Annotated in this window: 23 protein-coding genes; 3 read left to right on the plus strand and 20 right to left on the minus strand. The window is 69.1% G+C overall.

Annotated features, from left to right (window positions below; translation table 11 throughout):
- Nucleotides 1-194, plus strand: a 194-nt coding sequence (locus V6U90_RS27535; RefSeq protein ID WP_334442684.1) for a hypothetical protein, incomplete at its 5' end; no start/stop codon positions are given.
- Between the two features lie 311 nt (nucleotides 195-505).
- On the opposite strand, the gene V6U90_RS27540 is transcribed toward V6U90_RS27535, so the two are convergent.
- Nucleotides 506-1,276 carry an HAD family hydrolase gene (locus V6U90_RS27540; protein ID WP_334442742.1) on the minus strand — a complete coding sequence of 257 codons (771 nt, stop codon included), beginning with the start codon at nucleotides 1,274-1,276 and terminating at the stop codon, nucleotides 506-508.
- Between the two features lie 142 nt (nucleotides 1,277-1,418).
- On the opposite strand from V6U90_RS27540, the gene V6U90_RS27545 reads away from it, so the two are divergent.
- A complete protein-coding gene (locus V6U90_RS27545) occupies nucleotides 1,419-2,528 on the plus strand; it encodes a glycosyltransferase family 4 protein (protein WP_334442686.1) in 1,110 nt (369 codons plus the stop codon).
- Here V6U90_RS27545 and V6U90_RS27550 read toward each other — a convergent pair.
- From V6U90_RS27550 to folE, 18 genes are all read right to left on the minus strand, one after another.
- Nucleotides 2,519-3,466: a phosphotransferase family protein gene (locus V6U90_RS27550; RefSeq protein ID WP_334442688.1), complete on the minus strand. Its 948-nt coding sequence runs from the start codon at nucleotides 3,464-3,466 to the stop codon at nucleotides 2,519-2,521. The genes V6U90_RS27545 and V6U90_RS27550 overlap by 10 nt on opposite strands.
- A gap of 97 nt (nucleotides 3,467-3,563) precedes the next feature.
- Nucleotides 3,564-4,232 carry a dTMP kinase gene (locus V6U90_RS27555; RefSeq protein ID WP_334442690.1) on the minus strand — a complete coding sequence of 223 codons (669 nt, stop codon included), beginning with the start codon at nucleotides 4,230-4,232 and terminating at the stop codon, nucleotides 3,564-3,566.
- On the minus strand, nucleotides 4,226-5,050 hold the full coding sequence (locus V6U90_RS27560) for an inositol monophosphatase family protein (protein WP_334442691.1): 825 nt from the start codon (nucleotides 5,048-5,050) through the stop codon (nucleotides 4,226-4,228). The genes V6U90_RS27555 and V6U90_RS27560 overlap by 7 nt, the downstream gene beginning before the upstream one ends.
- The gene (locus V6U90_RS27565; protein ID WP_334442694.1) at nucleotides 5,047-5,610 is read right to left on the minus strand and encodes an AAA family ATPase; all 564 of its coding nucleotides are present in this window, start codon (nucleotides 5,608-5,610) and stop codon (nucleotides 5,047-5,049) included. The genes V6U90_RS27560 and V6U90_RS27565 overlap by 4 nt, the downstream gene beginning before the upstream one ends.
- The gene (locus V6U90_RS27570) at nucleotides 5,607-6,533 is read right to left on the minus strand and encodes a nucleotidyltransferase family protein (RefSeq protein WP_334442696.1); all 927 of its coding nucleotides are present in this window, start codon (nucleotides 6,531-6,533) and stop codon (nucleotides 5,607-5,609) included. The genes V6U90_RS27565 and V6U90_RS27570 overlap by 4 nt, the downstream gene beginning before the upstream one ends.
- On the minus strand, nucleotides 6,530-7,654 hold the full coding sequence (locus V6U90_RS27575) for a hypothetical protein (RefSeq protein WP_334442698.1): 1,125 nt from the start codon (nucleotides 7,652-7,654) through the stop codon (nucleotides 6,530-6,532). The genes V6U90_RS27570 and V6U90_RS27575 overlap by 4 nt, the downstream gene beginning before the upstream one ends.
- Complete coding sequence (locus tag V6U90_RS27580) at nucleotides 7,651-8,454, minus strand: hypothetical protein (RefSeq protein WP_334442700.1); 804 nt, start codon at nucleotides 8,452-8,454, stop codon at nucleotides 7,651-7,653. The genes V6U90_RS27575 and V6U90_RS27580 overlap by 4 nt, the downstream gene beginning before the upstream one ends.
- Nucleotides 8,451-9,224, minus strand: coding sequence for an HAD family hydrolase (locus V6U90_RS27585; RefSeq protein ID WP_334442702.1), 774 nt, complete (start codon nucleotides 9,222-9,224; stop codon nucleotides 8,451-8,453). Before V6U90_RS27585 ends, V6U90_RS27580 begins: the two co-directional genes overlap by 4 nt.
- Entirely contained in the window at nucleotides 9,221-9,943 is a 723-nt protein-coding gene (locus V6U90_RS27590) for a ribulose-phosphate 3-epimerase (RefSeq protein ID WP_334442704.1), read from the minus strand. The genes V6U90_RS27585 and V6U90_RS27590 overlap by 4 nt, the downstream gene beginning before the upstream one ends.
- Nucleotides 9,940-10,719: a dTMP kinase gene (locus V6U90_RS27595; protein ID WP_334442706.1), complete on the minus strand. Its 780-nt coding sequence runs from the start codon at nucleotides 10,717-10,719 to the stop codon at nucleotides 9,940-9,942. The genes V6U90_RS27590 and V6U90_RS27595 overlap by 4 nt, the downstream gene beginning before the upstream one ends.
- Nucleotides 10,720-10,736: 17 nt before the next feature.
- Entirely contained in the window at nucleotides 10,737-11,564 is an 828-nt protein-coding gene (locus V6U90_RS27600; RefSeq protein WP_334442708.1) for a hydroxypyruvate isomerase family protein, read from the minus strand.
- A 93-nt stretch (nucleotides 11,565-11,657) separates the two neighbouring features.
- The gene (locus tag V6U90_RS27605) at nucleotides 11,658-12,353 is read right to left on the minus strand and encodes a 7-cyano-7-deazaguanine synthase (RefSeq protein ID WP_334442710.1); all 696 of its coding nucleotides are present in this window, start codon (nucleotides 12,351-12,353) and stop codon (nucleotides 11,658-11,660) included.
- Nucleotides 12,354-12,471: 118 nt separating this feature from the next.
- On the minus strand, nucleotides 12,472-13,608 hold the full coding sequence (locus tag V6U90_RS27610) for a DegT/DnrJ/EryC1/StrS family aminotransferase (RefSeq protein WP_334442712.1): 1,137 nt from the start codon (nucleotides 13,606-13,608) through the stop codon (nucleotides 12,472-12,474).
- Nucleotides 13,605-14,636: a radical SAM protein gene (locus V6U90_RS27615; RefSeq protein ID WP_334442714.1), complete on the minus strand. Its 1,032-nt coding sequence runs from the start codon at nucleotides 14,634-14,636 to the stop codon at nucleotides 13,605-13,607. The genes V6U90_RS27610 and V6U90_RS27615 overlap by 4 nt, the downstream gene beginning before the upstream one ends.
- An 82-nt stretch (nucleotides 14,637-14,718) precedes the next feature.
- The gene (locus V6U90_RS27620) at nucleotides 14,719-15,210 is read right to left on the minus strand and encodes a phosphoribosyltransferase (RefSeq protein WP_334442716.1); all 492 of its coding nucleotides are present in this window, start codon (nucleotides 15,208-15,210) and stop codon (nucleotides 14,719-14,721) included.
- The gene (locus tag V6U90_RS27625; RefSeq protein WP_334442718.1) at nucleotides 15,200-15,805 is read right to left on the minus strand and encodes a 7-carboxy-7-deazaguanine synthase QueE; all 606 of its coding nucleotides are present in this window, start codon (nucleotides 15,803-15,805) and stop codon (nucleotides 15,200-15,202) included. The genes V6U90_RS27620 and V6U90_RS27625 overlap by 11 nt, the downstream gene beginning before the upstream one ends.
- 207 nt (nucleotides 15,806-16,012) lie before the next feature.
- Nucleotides 16,013-16,447, minus strand: a complete 435-nt coding sequence (locus tag V6U90_RS27630) for a 6-pyruvoyl trahydropterin synthase family protein (protein WP_334442721.1) — start codon at nucleotides 16,445-16,447, stop codon at nucleotides 16,013-16,015.
- The gene (gene folE / locus V6U90_RS27635; RefSeq protein WP_334442723.1) at nucleotides 16,444-17,067 is read right to left on the minus strand and encodes a GTP cyclohydrolase I; all 624 of its coding nucleotides are present in this window, start codon (nucleotides 17,065-17,067) and stop codon (nucleotides 16,444-16,446) included. Before folE ends, V6U90_RS27630 begins: the two co-directional genes overlap by 4 nt.
- Nucleotides 17,068-17,480: 413 nt before the next feature.
- Here folE and V6U90_RS27640 point away from each other — a divergent pair, with 413 nt between their 5' ends.
- On the plus strand, nucleotides 17,481-18,863 hold the full coding sequence (locus V6U90_RS27640; protein WP_334442725.1) for a hypothetical protein: 1,383 nt from the start codon (nucleotides 17,481-17,483) through the stop codon (nucleotides 18,861-18,863).
- Nucleotides 18,864-18,891: 28 nt separating this feature from the next.
- On the opposite strand, the gene V6U90_RS27645 is transcribed toward V6U90_RS27640, so the two are convergent.
- The gene (locus tag V6U90_RS27645) at nucleotides 18,892-19,815 is read right to left on the minus strand and encodes an aminoglycoside phosphotransferase family protein (RefSeq protein ID WP_334442728.1); all 924 of its coding nucleotides are present in this window, start codon (nucleotides 19,813-19,815) and stop codon (nucleotides 18,892-18,894) included.
- Between the last annotated feature and the right edge of the window lie 25 nt (nucleotides 19,816-19,840).

Here is a 19,840-nt window from a genome sequence, read left to right on the forward strand (position 1 = left end):
CTGCTGTCCGCCCACGAGGAGAACTCAAGGCCATCGGACAGGACTTCGTCCTGACCCTTGACAGCCCTGACCTCCGGCATGCCGAGGGCGGTCAACCAATCCCACAGGCAGCTGAACCCTCAACTTCCGTAGCGGGCAGCTCGGCGGTCGAAGAAGGCAGTGAGCCGTTGTCAGGCGACATCTCGATCGACTAACGTGCCACCCGCAAGCCAGGCGCATCTCTCACCCGCGAACAGGCGTAGTCAATCATCCCCACTCGTTGCCAAATTGGGCATCAGGCCCGGCGAGCCAGCCGCCGACAATGGCGAGGTCAGTCTTGTGGTCGCCCTCCCGCACCTGATTGCGGTACCCGGCGGTACGGCGTAGGTAAACCAGCTTCGCCCGGCGGGCCCGGTCCTAGCCGTCGCGACCGCGACCTGCGCAGGGGTGATCTCGGCGGCGAACGCTCGCTGCAGCGTGCGCAGCGATACCGGCGCGGCGGCCCCGCCGGACACGAACTCCTCCGTCAGCAGCCGCAGCGCACGCTTACCTGCGCAAGCGACGGCGCATGACTCACGACCACGCCACGAGGTACGTCGGCGGCACACACGCCTTCCGGACATATATGGGCTGCCGGCCAGCCGCCATTGCCTGCCAACTGCAGGTCTTGGGTGGTGCTGTCGCCAACGACCAGGCAGACTCGCTGTCCGTCCTGCCGCAGTGATTGCCCAACTTCCTCGGCGAACCTGGGGTCGGCCTTGCTTACCCCGACCTCACCGGAGATCAGGGCCCGGTCGAGGAGCGGCTCCAGCCCGGTGGCTGCAATCTTCATGCGCTGCTGAGCCGGCAGGCCGTTGGTCGCCACCCACAGCGCATGCTTTTGCCCAAGCACCTTCAACCCGGCCTCAACCCCCGGCAACAGCCGGAGGGCGCGACGACGGCAGGCTCGGAAGGTACGGGCCATCGCAACCGCCCGACCCGGGTCGCCGCGCAGCGACTCGATGATCGCCTGCCAGACCCGGATCTCGTGTCTGTGCAGAGAATCCGCGACTGCCACAGGGAGCCCAGAGCATTCGGTAGGCAGCCATAACACTTCCCATCCGCTGACAGAGGTGAGTGGCCCGGTATGGCGATGGGGATGACGTGACCACATCTTGCGGATATGTGACAAAGCCTGATCCACTGCCCTGGAATCAGCGGCCAGATCTACCGATACAAGTACCTGGGCGACTGACTCGCGGGTAGCGCGAGTGTCGTCAACGAGCGTATCGTCAAGGTCGAGAACGAGAACGTTCATCTCCACCCTTCGGAGAGTTTGTGTCGCCGGACCGGTTGTGCCTCAATCGCTCAATGTGTAGCATTCTATCAATCTCGTCTCGGTCGTTTAAACTGGCGACCTTGAGGCGCCTGAGCGCGATTTTCTGCCAGTTGGGAGTCTCATGGAAATTGATATCGTGCATCCGGGATACCTGTCCGTGCAGCCCTCCGACCTGGAAAGCAAGGGCCTGGGAGGCAACGAGACCGCGCTCGTGCTTGCTGCCCGCGGACTCGCCGCGAGGGGCCACGAGGTGCGGGTTTTCGCGGACTGCCCCCGTGTCGAGGATCAGGGCGTGCACTGGTATCCCCTACCTTTCTTGCGAGAAGAAGAGTACCGGGATGTGATCATATTCTGGGTGCGAACGAAAAGAACTGATCCCGGAAGGTTCAATGCTCCCGTCAGGGTGGCAAAACTTGGCTTGAAAACACCTAACGACAGTCTTCTTGACCAGGTCGTGAACGACGAAATCAACGTCCTGATCACGTTCTCTAATTTCCAGCGGAGTCTTTATCTGGACAACTTCGGCTATCCTGAGACGGCAAATTGGGTCGTCACCGCCGACGGGCTAGACATATCACATTATGCCCAGAGGTTGCCGAAGGTCCCGGGAAGGTTCTTGCACGCCGCGAATCCGAAACGTGGGCTGGAACCGCTTCTGGACATGTGGCCGGCCATCCGGCGGGCGTATCCGGGCGCGGAGCTGTTCGTGGCGTCGAGCCATCTACTGCGAGGGATCACGGCGGACGAGGATGAGCGGCGAGCGGGAGATCTGTACCGGCGGGCGGCGGCGATGTCGGCGGAAGGCGTGCGGTTCCTGGGGCGGGTCGCGAAGCCTGACCTGATCGAGTTGCAGCTGACCGCGCAGTTCTACCTGTATCCGACCACGTACCCGGAAACCTGCTGCATCGCGGCGCTGGAGGCCGCAGCTGCGGGTGATGTGATCGTGTGTTCGCCGGCGGGCGCGCTGCCGGACCGGGTCGTAGACGACGTGACGGGCTTCCTGATCGACGGGGACCCGGCGGACCCTGCGGTGGCCCGGCGCTTCGCCGACCGAGTCGCGCTGCTGCGCGACGATCCCTCGCGCCTGGAAAGGATGGCACAGGCGGCTCGTGACCTGGCTGCGACTCACGACTATGCACACGTGTTGCCCATCTGGGAGGAGGCGTTCGCGAGGACCCTGAGGTTCGCGCGAACACGGCCGGCCGAATCTGAGGGCGGAGGTCAGGCGTAGGGGTTGGCGCTGCTGTAGAGCATCTCGACCCGCTCGTGCTGGACATTGAACTCCTCGCGGCGGCGGTCGCGCTGCTTCCAAAGGACCGCCAGCCATCGGAGGGCGCAGGTGCGCTGGTTCGCGGCGAACTGGCGTCGGTTGGCGTCGGTGACGCCGAGGTCGGGCAGCAGCTGCGCCCAGGTGCTGTCCGGGACTGCGCGGCCGGAGATGTGCTCGATGAGGTCGGCGGCGTCAAAGGCCACGTTGCTGAACCCGGCGTACTCGAAGTCGACGCAGGCGGCGCCTTCGCTGGTCATCATCCAGTTGAGCAGGTTTCCGTCACCACGGGACAGGACCGGTGCGGCTGACCCCGTGACCAGGTCCGCGTCCCCGCTGCGCTGCCAGACCGCCAGCAGGCGCTTCATGGCGGGGGCGAGCGGGTCGTCGGGCTGGTCGGCCAGCAGCTCCGGCCACGCCTGCGTCAGTCGGATCATGTAGTGCTCACCGGTGTCGATCCGGGGAAGTCCGGCCAGCAGACCGGCCAGGGGCACGGCCTGCAGCTGCGTGGTGGTGTGCGCAAGGGCGCGCAGGGCGGCCAGCTGGTCCGCGGCCTCGATCAGCGGCTGGCCATGGAGCCGGGTCATGCCGATCGCGGGCTCGACCGGTGCGTCGTCGAGCCACAGCGGGGCGGGGACGGTGCCGAGCTGGTGCGGGGCGAGCAGGGTCAGGGCCGCCCACTCCCGCTCCATGCGCTGCCGGTCGGTCTTGACGTACAGCTTGATCACCACGTCGTCGCTGTGCGGAGATGTCCACAGGTAGAGGTCGTTCTGCATGCCTCCCGTGAGGGGGCGCAGGCCCATCGCCGACAGTGCGGCGTCGCGATTGTCGTCGGCACCGGCGCGCACGCGGCGGAGCTCGGCGAGTAGATCGGCGGGAACGTCGATGAGCGGCATAGGCATGGGATCTTGGCTCCAGGTCGATGGAACGAAACGGACCGTAGGGGACCGACGGTAGTGGCCGGGCTTCGCCCTGGGGCGCATGACGCGACTATGGACGTCACGAGGTGGTGGACAAGTCGACGGCGGGTACGGTCAGGTCGGCGATGGCGGCGAGCACCGCCTGGTGCGTGTCGTCGGTGCCGAGTCCGCTGACGTCAATAACACGCAGGCTGGGGCCGGTCTCGGCGAGGGCGGTGTAGGCGTCGTGGACGTAGCGCAGGAACGCGCGCTGCTCGTCGGTGTACGTATGGCCTTGCCGCTGCTCGGCGCGGGCGATGGCGTCGTCGGGGGGAAGACGCAGCCACACCGACCGGTCGGCGGCCGGGCCGGCGAACGCGCCGACCTGCTGCAGCCAGTCGATGGCCTCGTCGGGTGGGGTCCGGTGTTTCTGCAGCAGCCCGGCGAGGCTGTAGGAGTAGAGGGTGTGCAGGCCGCGGTCTTCGATGACGGTGGTCCCGGCGGCGAGCGCGCTGGCGATGTGGGTGACGTAGGTGTCGGCGCGGATCGCGGCCGCGAGGTAGGTGTCGGTGAGCACGCTGTCGTGCCGGGAGAACGGGTCGCCGGAGTCGAACAGGGTCAGCAGGGTCTGGCCGAGCGGTTCGGCGTGACGCGTGAGGTTGTCGGGCAGGTAGGTGACGGCGGTGCCGCGCTGGGACAGGTGCGCGGCGAGGGCGCGGGATTGGGTTGTCTTCCCGGCGCCGGGCAAGCCTTCGAAGGCGATCAGCACGCGGTGGCGCTCCTGTCGTATCGGGTTCCGGTGGTGGCGGTGGCCAGGATGCGCAGGACGGCCCCGGTAACTCCGGGTGCGGTGGCGATCGTGGTCAACGACCGACTGTCGTGTGGGTTGCCGTCGGTGTCGGTGACGGCCGCGCCCGCCGCGCGGGCGATCGCGACGCCGGCGGCCATGTCCCAGTCTCGGTTCCCCAAGGTGATGCTGGCGTCGAGAGTGCCGTCCGCGACGAGCGCAAGGTCGACGGCTGCGGAGCCGAGCATGCGGACCTTCCCTGCCACCGGCGCGAGCGCGGTGTGCAGGGCTACGGCGACGGCGTTGCGTTCCGGCGCGTCGTCGCCGGTGCCGTAGTCGCCGATCGCGATCATCGCCTTCGGCAGGCCGGTGACGGTGGACGGGGCGATCGGGTTCCCGTCTCGCCAGGCACCGATGCCGGGTGCTGCCCAGTAGGTGCGGTCGAGCGCGGGCAGGCTGATCACGCCGAGCAGTGGACGGATGCCGTCGGTCAGCGCCAGGGAGACGCCGTAGAGCGGCAGACCGTGGACGAGGTTGAGGGTGCCGTCGATCGGGTCCAGGATCCATCGGTGCGGGGTCGCTGGATTGCCGCCGGATTCCTCACCAAAGCGGTCGATACTGGGGGTGCGCTCGGCCAGGAATGCGAGGATCTCGCGTTCGATGGTGTGGTCGAGGTCGGTGGCCACGTCGCGGTCGCCTTTGGCCATGACCTGCTGGACGGCCTGGGTCTTCAACCGCTGGATGCCGCAGTGCACGGCGTCGAGTGCGATGTCTAGCAAGACGGCGACGTCGATCATCATCGGACGACTCCTCCCACCGTTGAGGATGCTGTGGATATGTCGTCGAGGTAGGCGACGACGGCGGCGAGAATCTGGGCCACCGCTGTGTCGGTGCGCAGATGCAGCGCCGGGACGTTGATCCGGTCCGCGGTCGCTTGCAGCCGCTGGTAGAGGGCGAAGCCGCGGTCGGCAGCTGGGTGTTGGCCTTGCTGCTGGTCGGCGTCGAGGCGCGCTCGCGCCACAGCAGCGGGGCACCAGCACCTGATGATCGCCAGCGGCTGGTGCAGCCCGGCCGCGAGCCGGACGACGTCATTGATCTGGTAGGTACGGGTGCAGGTGCGCTCAAGGATGACCGTGGCATCCGGCTGTCGAGTCAGGTACTCGCGGGCAGCCTGGTGCAGCAGGGTGACGACGAAGTCGTCCTGGTCACGGCTGTAGGTGACGTGGCCGCTGGACTCGTAGATCGCGGCGCGGACTTGGTCCTTGTCGAGCACCAGACAGCCGTGGCCGAGGTGCGTACGCAGCGCGGCGGCCAGCGAGCTCTTGCCTGTGCCGGGCAGCCCGGCCAACTGCACGATCATGGCCGGCCTCCAATCTCCGGGTGGCGAGTAGTGATGCCGCCGGCATCACCGATGTCAGCCTCGGACAGCGGCGGCCGTTCGGGCAGCTGTGGCCAGCAGGAGCGCAGCAGTTGCCATCCGGTCTGCGCAGACGCGGTCACCACGGCGACCGCCGTCGCGGTGGTGGGGTGCGCGCTGTAGCGCAGCGCGTCGGCCAGCGCGGGCCAGCGGCGCTGCGCGGCGACGCGGGCCAGAGTGTGCAGAAACCCGTCATCGCGGCTCAGGATCGGCAACGGCTCCAGATCCGCAGCATGCTGCGCCGCAGGTGTGCGGCGAGCGAGGACGGAGGCGATGTCGGCAGGTTCGCTGGTGTGCGCCAGCCGCGTGCTCAGGTCGAGGGTGAGGCCGGGGACCAGGGGATCGTCGAAGTCTCGGTGCAGGGAGGTGGGCCGGCGCCCGGTGGCGTAGTAGCCGCAGCTCGTCAGGACGTTCACGGCGTCGTCGGCGGCCTCGGCGGGGATAAGGATGTCGACGTCGCTGGACTGGCGGGATCCGTCGCCGTGGTAGAGCAGGCTCGCGTGCGCGATCCCGTTGATCGCGCCGGCCGGGATGCCACAGCCGGCGAGGATGGCGATGACGCGGGCGGCTTCCCGGTGGTGCATACGCCAGCGGTGGGTGTTGAGCCGCCGCTGTCCCCGCAGGAACTGCTGCATCGGCCGGGCCAGGCCCGTCGTGTAGCCGTGGCGGTCGAGCCAGTCGGCGAACAGGCAAAGCATCTTGGCGACGATGGCGTACTCCAGCAACTCGCCGAGCGGCCGAAGTTCCTCGTCGACCAGGCCGACGTCGGTTGCGGTACCGGGGGGTTCGCAGGCGGCGCGCAGCAGCCGGTACGCCCGAGGGCAGCCGGTGGTGTCGGGAAAGAACGTGGCGGGCGCGGCGGTCATCGGGACTCTCCGGCGTCGAGCAGCGTCCCGACGGCGTCGGCCAGCGCGGCCGGGTCGGCGCCGGCGTGGACGCGGTAGCAGGGCCGCGTGGCCAGCGCGGCGGCGGTGCGTTGCAGGTGGGCGTCAGTGACCTCGTCGGCCGGGCCGGGCACGAGCCACTGGTTGATGTGCGCGCTGGTGCCACACGCGGGGTCGTGCATGAACATGCGGGTGTCGACCAACGTCTGGCGCACCTCGTCGGGGTCGACGCGCTCGACGCTGACGCCGGTGCGACGGGGATCGAGGTGCGGCCAGATCATCACCGATGGGGTCATCTGGCTGGCGACCTTCCCGCCCCGCTGCAGCAAGTCGGAGAAGTCATCCGGCTCGATGGCGATCTTGTGGGGGAAGGTCCACTTCTCGTCCGTCGTCAACGCCCGCTGGCCGGCGGGGACATGGTGGCGCAGGTGCGGCAGGGCGGCGAGCGTGCCGATCCCGGCGCGCAACGGCATCGGCCACGGGTATCCGTGTAGACCGGCGTCGTTGGCGTGCAGCATCAGCCGGTCGTTGGTTACGTAGTCGCCGCCGAGGTGGTGCAGCCCGGCCAGCAGGGTGGTCGTCTTCCCGCGCCCGCGGTGGCCCGCGATCAGGATGCCGCGCTCGCGGCAGGTGAACGCGGCGGCATGGCCGTAGACCACCCCCTCGGCCAGCAGTTGCCCGGTCATCGCCTGCCGCACCAGTCGCGGCGCCCACAGCCCGGCCGCCTCCGCAGTCGCGCACCGGACCCCAATCGTCCTCGACTCCTGGTCGGCGTACAGCAGTGTGCCTCGGTCGGGCACCCAGAAGGTGCTCGACGGCCCAGGCCCGCGTTGGTAGGCGTAGCTCTGCGGGCCGATGTCGAAGCGCCGCCCGTCCGTGGTGGCTTCCGTGCTGCTCACGACGTCGGGATCGAGGGTGAGGTAGATGTGCCAGGTCGCGGGCCCGGCGGGTTGTTCCTCGTAGGAGTAGAGGACTCGTCGGGCCTCGGCCAGCGCTTGCGCGTCGTCGGTGTGGAGGGCGACGCTGGCGTTGCCGCACCGGAACGTCGCCGCGCAGCTGCTGGCGGCGACCGTGGCCGGGCTGATAGGTGTGGGGCGGGTCATCGGCTCTCCGTTTCGCGATGGTGCGGCGTGTGCGCGGGCAGATGGCGGTGCGCGTGCCGGGTCAGAGCGGCGAACGCGGATTGGTCTGCGGCGCGGTAGAAATCCGGCAGACTCGCGCCAGTGAAAACCTCGCGCAACCAGGCGGGCTCGGTGGTCTGCTGTGCGGGCCACCAGGCGGCAAACCCGGCGCCCGTGAGCTGGAATCCGTCGCCGGCCCGCACGGCGGTGATCTCGACGGCCGGCGCGCGGCGGTACTTGTTCGCGTCGACGTTGTCCCGCTCTGCGGGCGGGTGTCCGGCGGTGGATAGGTCGGCGTAGAAGTTGAACACTGCGGCCGGACCGTCGAGCACGAGGGTGAGGTGCCAGGCGCCGAACGGGATCACCGCCAGTGCATCGGCGGGGCACTCCTGATATCGCAGAGTCGGCTGGCCGGTGGCGGTCCACCAGGCGGTGATCATCAGTGTGCGGCCGGTCAGAGTCTGGAAGACCTCCAGTTGCGCCGGGGTGTTCCAGTGCCCGGTCGAGCGGTGAAGTTCCCCGCCAGGCAGCACGCCGGGCTGGTATTCGACCAGGTCGGCGCGCCAGTCAGTGCCGAGTACATGCCGGCGCGGCAGGACATCGCGGTGGGCGGTGTAGAGCAGCGGATCGTCCCCGATGCCGTGGTGCAGGACGGCGTCGCTGACGAATACCGTGTTCCCGCCATCGTGGTGACGAGCCAGGAGGTCGGACAGGTGGAAGGCGGCACCGACGCCGTGCGCAGGCAGCACGGTCAGTGCGTTAGCCGATGCGGTCGTGGTCATCGCGGCTCCGAGGAGGACAAGGCATCGGCGGGCAGGCGGGCGGTGAGCACCGCGTCAACGAGCTGGTCGAGTGCGGCGATGGCGAGGACGTCAGGTCGGGCCGGACGACCGGTCGGCCGGTAGTGCACGGCGCGGCAGCCGGCATCCAGTGCGCCCCGGATGTCGGTGAGCCAGTCGTCGCCGACGTGCACCACTCGCTCCGGCGTGGTGTGCGCGCGTTCCGCGATTGTGGCGAAGACCTCCGGACGTGGTTTCGCGATGCCGAGCTCGCCGGAGAGCAGCATGTCGGCGAAGAACGGCGACAGCTCAAGGTCGTCAAGCAACTGTCGGTGCACCTGCGGCGAGGTCGACAACGTGTTCGAGGTCAGCACAAGCCGCGCACCAGTTCCGGCCAGCGCCCGCAGTGCGTCCTGCGCGCCCTCGATCGGGTGCGGGCATCCGCGCAGACTCGCGTGGGTGTGCACGACTTCGAGGACCGACAGCATCTCCGCCGTCGCCCGGACGGCGAGCGGGTCGAGGATCCCTGCCAACAGTTCACCGACAGTGGGCTGCGTGCCGTCGTGGCGCTGCCGGTGAAGGGCGAGGCGATCGGCGGTAGTCACCGCGTGGCGAATCTGGGAGCCGGGTCTGGCGTGCCCGAACGCGTCCAGGACGCGGGTGAACTCGGCTACCCGCCAGTCCGTCACGGCCGCCTGGTCGCCGTGCACGATCAGGGTGCCCCACAGGTCGAGGCTGACCGTCCAGCCCGACAGGTCAGGTGCGGTGGTCATCGTGGGGTCTGCCTTTCTGGTGATGCCGGCGGCATCGGTTGGTGGGTGCGGATCCATGCGGCGGTGCCGGGCAGGTCGCGGCTGGCCCAGAGCAATGAGCCGGGTACGACACCGTTGGCCCCGGCAGCGGCAAGCGACGCGACGGTGTTCTGGCGGATGCCGCCGTCGGCGATGATCGGGATCTGCCGCTGCTCAGCGTCCAGCAGCCGCCGCGTCGCGGTGATTTTGGTCAAGGCGGCGGTCTGCAGGGTGGTGCCTTTGGTGCCAAGGGGGGTGCCGATCAGGACGATCGCGTCGGCCTCGGCGAGTAGTCCACGGACGTCAGCGGGGTCGGTGTCGAGCATCAGCGCGATCCCCGCCGGCAGCCCGGCGTCGTGAATCGCGCGAATGGCGTCGGCCGCGCCCGTGGCTTCCGCGTGGACGGTGATCAGGTCCGCGCCGGCGTCGGCGAACGTGTATGCGAGCCGGGCCGGCCGGTGCGCCATCAGGTGCACGTGCAGCGGCCTGTCGGTGTGCGGCCGGACCGCGCGCAGGAGATCGGGGAAGAACAGCGGCTCCGGTATGAAGTGGGTGTCGGAGGCGTCGATGTGCAGCAGGTCGGCGTGCGGGCTGATCCGGGCGGCCTCAGCCCCGAGCGCGGACAGGTCAGCCGACCATAGGGAGACATCCAGCAGCAGCCGATCGCGCGGCAGTGCGTCGAGCCACGACGACATGCTCATCCTCTCTCCGGTGCGTTCGGGGACAGCGGTGTGGCCAGCAGCGCGCCGAGGAGCCGGCTGGTGATCTCCTCGGCGACCGTGCCGGCGGCGCGTAGCCCGACTCGCACGCGGGCCACTCGGTCCTCGTGGCCGGCGAGGACCTGCCGGTAGGCGGCGGTGTAGCGGGGCAGGAACAGCAGCCGTTCGGTCGCGGCCGGATCGCCGCCGCCGCGACTGCGGGCGATAGCGCGTTCCCGGGCCAGCGGCCAGGGCGTGTCGAGGAACACCGGCATGTCGGGCTCGCAAAACCAGGGCGCGACGACGGCTCGCAGTCGTTGCAGCGTGTGGGCTGGGTCGGTGTCGGGCGCGGTCTCGGTCAGCACCGCCAGAGCCCAGGCGAGCTTGGAGTAGACGCCGTGGTCCACGAGCACCACGTCGTTGACGGCCAGGGCGGGCCGGAAGCAGTGGACGTGGTGATGGGCCTCGCGGCACAGGCGCAGCAGCACATCGACGGTGCTGTGATGCGGCAGGGCGTATCCGCCGAGACCGGTGCGCGCGCGCAGTGGAGAGCGTTCGAGGAACGTCGACAGTCGGCCGATGCTGCCGGGCTCCCCGCCGTAGTGGATCACCTGGACGGTGAACCCGGCCCGCCGGAGCCGCGCGCCCACGAGCTGGGCCGCGGTGGTCTTGCCCGCTCCCCAGACCCCTTCGATCGTGACCAGGCGTCCCTGCGGCGGCGCGAACCGCCACGACGGATCGGCCGGCGTGGCGGCTGCCGGTGGGGTGGTGTGGAGCATGTCTGCGCCCGCCCGCGTCATCGGGCCAGTCCCAGGGCCGGCAGCCAGTCGTAGTCGACGGCGGGGTTACAGGTCGGCTCGTACTCCAGCCCGATCCAGCCGTGGTAGCCGATCTCCTGGAGAGCGGCGAAGTAGGCCGGGTAGTCCAACGCGCCGGAGCCGGGACGGCCGCGGCCGGGATCGTCGGCGACCTGCACGTGCGCGATGCGGGCCGCGTGCCGGTGCAGCAGCGCGGGCACGTCCTCGCCGGAGCGGCCGTGGTGGTAGAGGTCGCACAGGAAACCGGTGTTGGTCAGGCCGGTGAGGGCGTTGACCGCGTCGGCGGCCGCCATCGCCGCGTCGGCGTCGCCGAGCGGGTAGTCCGGGGCTTCCCAGGGGCTGATGGCCTCCAGCACGATCGTGGCGCCGATCGTGTCCGCAGCAGTGGCCGCGGCGGCGAGGCTGTCGAGGGCCAGCTGGTCCTGGCGGGCGGGGTCGACGTCGGGTTCCCGGTTGCCGTACAGCGCGTTGAGGATCCGGCAGCCGGTGCGTGCGGCGAATTCGACGGCGGTGTCGATTCCAGCGCGGAACTCGCCGTGGCGGCGTGGGCTTGACAGCAGCCCGCGGTCCCCGGATCGCATGTCACCTTCCACGAGGTTCATCGCGATCAGGCGCACTCCGGCGTCGTCGAGCGCTTGCTCGTAGCCGTCGATCTCCCGGTCGTCGGGCGTCGGACTAGTGAATGGCCACCAGCACTCGACGGCGTCGAAGCCGTCGGCTGCCGCTGCGGCCGGCCGGTCCAGCAGGGGCAGGTGCCCGTAGAGGATGGACATGTTCGCGGCGAACCGCAGGCCGGAGACGTTCACTGCTGCTCCCAGGTCGTCAGGGGGTCGTCGTATCGGTGATGTCGGCGGCATCGGCCAATGGGTAAGGTTCGATCGGCGGCTCATCGAAGGTGGCTAGGGGGTTGCGCCGACGGTGGCCATGGCGCGGCGGAACTCCTCGACGCGGTGTGGCGGGTAGCCGCCGCTGGCCATCGCCGGCAGGTAGTAGGTGCGGATCCGGTCCCAGGTCCACGGTGGGGAGGCGAAGTGGCTGGTGATGTCGTTGTTGGTCAGCGCTATCCACCGGCGCAAGCAGCTCGGACACCGGCCGCAGTGCGTGAACGCGGTGCCCGGCGTCGCACAGGAGAAGGTCTGCAGCAGGTCGTCAACGGGCAGACCGGCCTTGAGGTACCAGGCCACGATCTCCGATTTCGTCATGTCCCAGAACGGGCTGTCGACCCGGATCGGCCGGCCAGCGAACGTCGACAGCATCTCGCTCATCCGCGCGAACGCCTCAGGGCTCTTGTCGGCGGTGTGGTCGCCCTTGACGCCGACGCACCAGATCACTTCGGCGCGGAACGCGGCGAGCATCGCGAAGAGCACGTTCCGGAACGGAATCAGGTCTCCCTGCGGGGTGGCCCGCCCGGACAGGTCGAGTTCGTTGCTGATCTCCAGGTCCATCCCGTGTGCGGCAGCGAGCACCCGCACGGTGTCGATCTCCTGCTGCCGACCGAAGTGGCCGCTGTCGAAGTACAAGGTTCGGGGATTGCCCAGGTAGTGCCAGGCAGGGAAGGAATCCAGCCCGGCGGAGAAGAGCAGGATCTCGCTCATCGGTCACTCCTCGTGTCAGGTGCCGCTGCGATGCCGGCGGCATCGCCTCGTGACTGGTCGGCACTGGCGGGCCCGGCTCCCGGGTGGTGTGCTCGTGGCGACTGACTGACGTCGCAGGTCACGATCTCCATCGGCGGGCCTCTTCCGAGATCGTCTGCGCGTATCCGGTGAGGCGCTGCTCGTCGTCGTGGTCGGTGAGGACGACGGCGAGAGTCTGGTCAACGACCGCAGCCGCGCGGGGGCACGGCGCGGTGGTGAACGGGGCGAGCGCGGGGCGCTGATCGGCGGGGATCAGACCGAACGTGCCGACGCTGTTCGGTACTCCGCGACGGGCAAGGTGCTCGCAGAACGCACGGGGCTGGTCCAGGGTCACAGTTGCCAGGAAGCTGTAGCCGTTCCATTCCCGACGGGCCGGCACATCAGTCACGTCGATGCCAGGGGTGCCGGCCAGCAAGTCGGCGAGCAGGCAGGCCTGGTGTCGACGGCGGGCGGCCAGCGTGTGGAAGCGGGCAAGGTTGGCGCGGGCGATGAGCGCGAGCGGCTCAGCAAGCCGGTAGTTGTAGCCGACCTCGGCAGGATGATCGTCCTCGTGCGGTGGCGGCTGCTGATGCGAGCGGAAGGACCGTGCGCGTTGGGCGATGTCATCACGGTCGGTGAGGAGATATCCGCCCTCGCCGGCCCAGAGCACCTTGCCGTCTTTGAGGCTGAAGCAGCCGACGTCGCCGGTAGTGCCGGCAAGTCGGCCGCTGGCTCGGCTGCCCTGTGCCTGGCAAGCATCCTCTACGACGGCCAGTCCGTGCTCTGCTGCCGTGCGGGCGAGCCGGGCCGGGTCGCCGGGCCGGCCCCATAGGTACACGGGCAGGATCGCCTTGGCCGATGGCGTGACCTTGCGGTTGAGGTCGTCGTAGTCGAGGTCGGTGCCGGTGGGATCGCAGTCGACGAAGACCGGCCGGGCGCCGGCGTGGATGATCGGGGCGACCGACATGATCACCGACAGTGCCGGGACGAGGACGTCGTCGCCTGGGCCGATGTGTAGTGCGCGCAGCGCGGTGTGCAGGGCTGCGGTGCCGGAGGACACCGCGACCGCGTGCCGTACTCCGGTGGTCGCGGCCAGCTCCCGCTCCAGAGCCGCGCCATGCACACTCCCGGCGGGGTCGGGCATCCGGGCGAGCAGTCGCGCAAGGTCCGCGACGACGGCCTCCTCAACTCCGGCGACGTGCGGTAGCGCAGCAGGGCGCGGATCGTCGGGCGTCATGACGGCCCACCGGTGGGCAGGAACTGGGCGAAGCCCATCAGCGGCCACATGTTGACGCAATCGGCGGAGAACAGGTGGCAGTCGGCGCAGCCGCCGCCGGGACCGAACAGCGTGGTGGCGCTCGCGCCGCAGATCGAACGCCGGCCGTCGGCCGCAGTGGTGGCGCGGATCTTCAAGGTGGAAGGGCAGTCCCACACGCTGCCGTCGGGCTCGATGAAGAACAGGTTGGTCCCGCCGAAGCAGCCGCGCACGAAGCCGGGACGCTCGGCGGTGACCGCGTCGATGACCTGACCCGCATAGCCAGGCACGGGAAGTTGCACCGGCGGCGCGCCGTACAACTGCGCGAACGCGGCGGCCAGCGCTTCGGCGTCGGACGGTGTGAGCGACAGTTGCTGGTGCAGTGCGTGCTCCGGCTCAAGGGCGATCGGCTGCGGCACGAAGTAGTCGCAGCCGAGCCGAGCGGCCAGGGCCGCGGTCTCGGTGACCGCGTCGATGTTCTGCCGGGTGACCACCGAGTAGATGCCCACGCGTGGCGTCCGGTTAGCGCCGCGGGCGGTGATCAGGGCCTGGATGCCGGTCACGACATCCCGGTAGCCGTGCACGCCGTTGCGGGCCGGACGCCACCGGTCGTTGTAGCCGGGGTCGGCGGAGTCGAGCGAGACGGACACGGCGTCGACCCCGGTGGCGAGGATCGCCTCGACAACCTCCGGCCGGTTGAGCGGGATGCCGTTGGTGCACAGCACCACCTGCACCCCGGCGGCTTTGATCCCTGCGACCACGTCCATAATCGGCGGCCAGATCAGCGGCTCGCCGCCGGCGAGAAAAATCCGCTCAACGCGCGATGCGGGCAGGGTCTGCACGAACGCGGCGATGGTGGCCAGGTCCAGATCAGTGCGCGCCAGGTGCGACAGCGCCCCCGGCTGAGCCGGCATGACTTCCCAATGCTCCTCAATGGTGCCGAAGTAGCAGTAGCGGCAGCCGAGGTTGCACGGCGATCGCAGCGCCCACAACAGGGAAACACCGGTCATCGCGTCCTCCCTTCCGAATTGAGTGCCGGCCGGTGTGCTGTGGCCGCCCGACCGGCCCTCGGGGATCGGATGGCCGCCCCGTTCACGGGCGCTCCCACGGGAAGACCACCCATCCGTCGACGGCGTCCCCGATGTAGGTCAGCGCCTGCCCGGGTTTCTGTGGCCGCCGCCAGTTGCCGGCGTTGACCACGAAGATCGCGGTGCGTACCCGGGCAGCCCCGGAGGCCCACACCAGCGCGACGGTGCGCGCGACGGTGTCGCCGCTGCCGGCGACATCGTCGACGACGAGCACGTCCGCGCCGGTCAGGTCGCCGAGGCTGGCCGCGTTGGCCACCTGCGGTGTGGACGACTTCACCGCGTCAACGCCATCGGCGGTGGTGTGCAGAACCTCCACGGCACGCACCCTGCGCACACCGAGGGCGTGCGCGAGCAGCACGGCCGGGATGACGCCACCGCGCAGCACACCCACCAGCACGTCGGGAACCTTGTCGGCGCGGACCTCGCTCGCGATCCGGTCGGCGGTAGCGGTGATGTCGTCCCAGCCGAGCATCGTGAAAGTGCGGTCACCGGCCACGTTTGTCACCCCAGATCAGCACGTGCTGGCGGGTGGTGAGGTTCCAGCCGTGGGTCAGCGCGACATCGGCCAGCCACCGCATCCGGTCGATGACCACATCGGTACTGGTGCCCTCCGGGGATAGCCACACCTCCGTGAGCCCGAACTCCTGCTGAAGGTCGGCGATTTCCCGCACGTCATCGGGGCCGGTCACCACGAACTTCCACCGGGCCCGTCCACTAATCTGCAGCTGTTCGAGGACCTGCGGCTTGATCCGCTTGCCACGCGGAACCGCGGAGCTTGCCAGCTTCAGACCCCCGTTAAAGTGCGCGCCTGCTTCGATCAGCGCGGCGCTCGGAGCGATGGTGGCGTTCGTCTCGATCTCCAAAGACCTGCCCGAAACGGACGCGCGCTGGGCAAGGGCCGTGACGATGTCGGGGTACAGCAGCGGCTCGCCTCCGGAGACGACGATCAGATCCACCGGCGCCAAGCCCGGGTTGGCGGTGGCCGGGTCGAGCCTCACCAGCTGGTCCCAGATCTCGGTGGCGCTCATCGTCGGCGCGGCTTGCAAATCGTGCTTGGCCGTGTTCCACGTGTACTCGGTGTCACAGACCATCGCGCCGAGGGCGACTGCGTCCGCTGTGCGAGGCAGTCTCGGATACCCGCATGTCAGGTTGCATCTCATGAGACGTACGAACAGGGCTCGGCGGCCGAGGTTCACTCCTTCTCCCTGGAAGGAGTAGAAGATTTCGGCGACCCCGACCTGCGCGCTGGTCCGGCCGGTCGTGGCGGTGACCTTAATTGACAAGGTGACGTTCCCTTCCTAGTGAGGGGTCTCCTGGCGGTACTCCGCCCAACTGGTCGCGGTTTCCCGCACCCGAACGGCCTCGACGAACGCACCGTCCGGCAGAGGGAGATGGGTCACGCACCAGTCGAACAGCAGCCGCGCCAGGTTTTCGCTGGTCGGCTCCACGTCGATGACGTCGTTGAGGAGCCGATGGTCGAACTCGCCGTCCAGATGCCGTTTCAGCGGATCGAGCTTCGCGAAATCGACCACGAAGCCGGGTCCAGCCAGCCGCGTCGAGGCGAGTGTGACTTCCACGGTGTATCCGTGCCCGTGCAGCCGGCCGCACTTGTGCCCCTCGGGCAGCCCGCCCAGATGGTGCGCCCCATCGAACTTGAACATCTTGCCGATCCGATAGATCCCGGACGCGGCGGCCGTGGTGGTGCCCGAGCCTGCCGATGCGGACTTGCTCATGCGGCCCTGCTCGACGGAACGGCCAGATGGAGGAACTCGGTGCGCGCGCCGTGATCTTTTTGCAGGCGACCGCGGGTGGCGACCGTGACCGTGTCGGTGCCGGCGGCGCGGACACCTCGGCCAGTCATGCACAGGTGCTTGGCGACGAGCACCACGCCGACGCCGTCGCATGCCAGCTGCTCCTCCAGAAACCCGGCGATCTGCTGCCCGAGGTTCTCCTGCACCTGCAGCCGGGCGGCGAACATCCCCACCGTCCGAGCGATTTTCGACAGGCCGGCGAGCTTCTCCCTGGGGTAGAGGCCGATGTGCGCGTGGCCAGAGAATGGCAGCAGATGGTGGGCGCACAGCGACGTGAACGCGATATCGCGCGTCAGGACCAGATCGTGGTGGCTCTCGTCGTTCGGGAACGTCGTGAACGTCCAGGACTGAGGAGTGAGCAACTGCACGAGGGCATCGGCCATGCGCCGCGGGGTGTTGCGGCCGACCTCAGTGTCCGCAGGGATGCCGAGGGCATGCAGCAACTGCCCCGCCGCCTGTTCGACCTGCTTCCGATCCAGCACGTCCGCGCCAGCGAGCACGGTGTGGACTGAACCGTCGAGGCCGGGGAGGGTCGTTGTCATCACCAGGTCTCCTTCGGGGTGAGCTCGGACGTCCGGACTGCCGTGGTGCGATGTCGACCGCCGCCTGCACGAGCGCAATCGGTGCTGCCGCTGCGGTTCGCGGTCGGGCGTGCGCCGGGGCGATCCCCGCTCGCAGAGCGTCAACCGGCCGTCGAGTCCTGCACGGCCAGCACGTCGTGCGACGGTTGATGCCTCGGCCGTTCGATCGTCGCGGCCGTATGACTGAGCGTGGCACCGGGCCTACCGGGTCGACCAGACCGTAAAGGGCGCTCAGGAAGGTGCGCGAAAGGTGCGTTCGCCCACTGTCGATGTGTCCGCCGGTACTCTGTGGACGAGCCAGCGCCGGTCACTCTAGGTGTGTGAGGGACAACGTCATGAGGATGCCTTCACGTATCGTCAACCCGGTCCTGGCGGTGCTGCTCGACGGCAGTGGCTTCACCTCGCTCGACGAGTTCGCCGCTGCGGTCAACGCTCTTGGCAACCGCGAGTACGGCCTACATCTGTCCTACGACCACGTGGGCGTGAAACGCTGGCTGTCCGGCGGGACATGCCGTCAGCCGGAAGTGGCCGCCGAGGTGCTGTCCCGGGCCTGGGGCGTCGGCATCCCGGTCGCGGTGATCTGGCCTCAGTCACGTGGCGGCGCCGCTCCGGCCGCACCGCACCTTGTTCCCTGCGTCGCCGCTCGTACGCTTGATGAGCTGGCCGCCTACATCGGGAGCGACATGCTGACCAGGCGCGCACTTTTGACCGACGCGATCGCCTTCACTGCGGGTGAGGCGCTGACCGATCCACTATTGCGCTGGCTTACCGGGCCCGCAGGGCGGCTACCAGACCGCTCCGCGCCGACATCCCCGCGTTTGACCATGTCGGCCGTCGCACGGATCGAGGCTGCCACCGCCGCGTTCGGCGCCCAAGATGCGGTGATCGGCGGCGGCCTGAGCCGCGAGGCCGCAGTCGGGCAGCTCAAGCACGCCGTCGACCTGCTGCGCGAAACGTCCTACACCGACGCGGTAGGCAACCGGATGCTCGCCGCGATCGCCGAGCTTGCCGGAATGGCCGGCTGGATGAGCCACGATGTGCAGATGGCCGGCCCCGCCCAGCGGTACTTCACCCTCGGACTGCAGGCCGCCCGCGAATCCACCGACCGGCGGTCGACACTGCTGCAGGTCAGCCTCCTCGCGGACATGGCCCGGCAGATGCGCGACCTTGGACACCCGGCCACCGGACTGCAGCTGGTCGACGCAGCCCTGGCGCTGCTACCGCGCGGACGGCATCCGGCCGCCGCGGCGATGCTGTGGAACCTGCGCGCGCGGATGCTCGCCCCGCTCGGCCCCTCCTCGATCACCGAACTCAAGCACGCGATCCGGCTGGCCGAGGACCTGCTCGCCGACGCGGACCCCGGCGATCACGACCTGCTGGCATACACCGGCCGAGCCGAACTCGCTGGCAACGCGGCCCTCGCATGGCAGGACGCCGCCGTCCATAACGCGAATCTCGCCGCACACGCAGAAGAACAAGCCCTCGCCGCACTCGGTGCCCGTCCCCCCGGCTACTCCCGCTCGACCGTCTTCGACCAGATCAGCCTCAGCGTAGCCCGTTTTACCAGCATCGAGCCGGACCAAGCAGCCACCGACGGCCACCAAGCGATCGACATGGCCGCCGAGGTCGCTACCTCCGCGCGCGTGCTTGACAGGCTCAGCTCACTGCTGACCCACTCCGCGCCGCACGCCACCCGGCCGGCGGTCCGGGCGTTCCGGGAACGGCTGACCGCCACCCTCCGCACCGCAGCTGCCTGACCATGCTCCGCACGCTACTGCGGCCCGTTCACTCGACTGCGGACCAGCGAACGGCGCGGTCACCCGCACGCAGCGACGCAATCCGCAGCGCAGCCTCGCGCGCGTGCGGCGAAGAGAACGGCGCACGACGGATATGCGCAGCGACCGACCGCAACTCGTAGATGTCTCGAAGGATTCCCCAGCCGGGGTCCGTGGTCGGATCCGCACCGTACGCGGCGAGCAACTGGGTCAGCAACTGCGGTGACCCGCCAAACCGTTCTTCAGCGGCAGCCGGCACCAGATCCCACTCGCGGGGCGCGGTCGCGACGTTGTCCCAATCAGCGACCAGCCGGACGGTACGGGCCGAGATGACGTTGCCCAGCTGTGCGTCACCGTGCACCAGACCGGTCCCCAGCCCAAACTCGACCGTGTCGAGACCGCACTGCAGCTCGACCGCCCTCGCATGGATCCATCGCCGGTCGGACGCGGTGAGCCAGCTGCTGGCGCCAGCGGCCGCGATGAGCCGGTTCAGCGGACGAAACACCGGGAGGACAAACGGTGGCTGCAGAGTATGCAGCCACCGCAGCAGCCGGCCCAGTTCTGCACCCGTGATCGGTTCCGGAGCCGGGCCGATGTCCGCCTGCTCCCAGAATGTGACCGGAGCCTCGTCCTCCTGGTCCCCGGCGACGACGATCGGCTGCTCGATCCCCGCGACGGGCACCACGCTAGGGAAGCCCTCGCCCACCAGCCAGCGGGCCACCTTGACCGCCCGCATAGCCCGCCCGACAGCATCGGCGCCCCGGCCGACACGCACAATGATTCGAGCCCGGGGCAGAAGAAACACCGCGTTGCTATGGACCCGGACCGGTCGCAGCCCTCTACCATCAAGGTCCACCACACCGCACGCTGTCCGCGCCTGCCGCGCCATCGTCTCGGTCATGCGCTGACAGGCCGGACAGCCGTTGGCAGACATGTCCTCATGCTGCTCACCGCCTTCA

Source organism: Micromonospora sp. CPCC 206060, assembly GCF_036906895.1.
In the GTDB taxonomy this organism is placed as follows: domain Bacteria; phylum Actinomycetota; class Actinomycetes; order Mycobacteriales; family Micromonosporaceae; genus Micromonospora.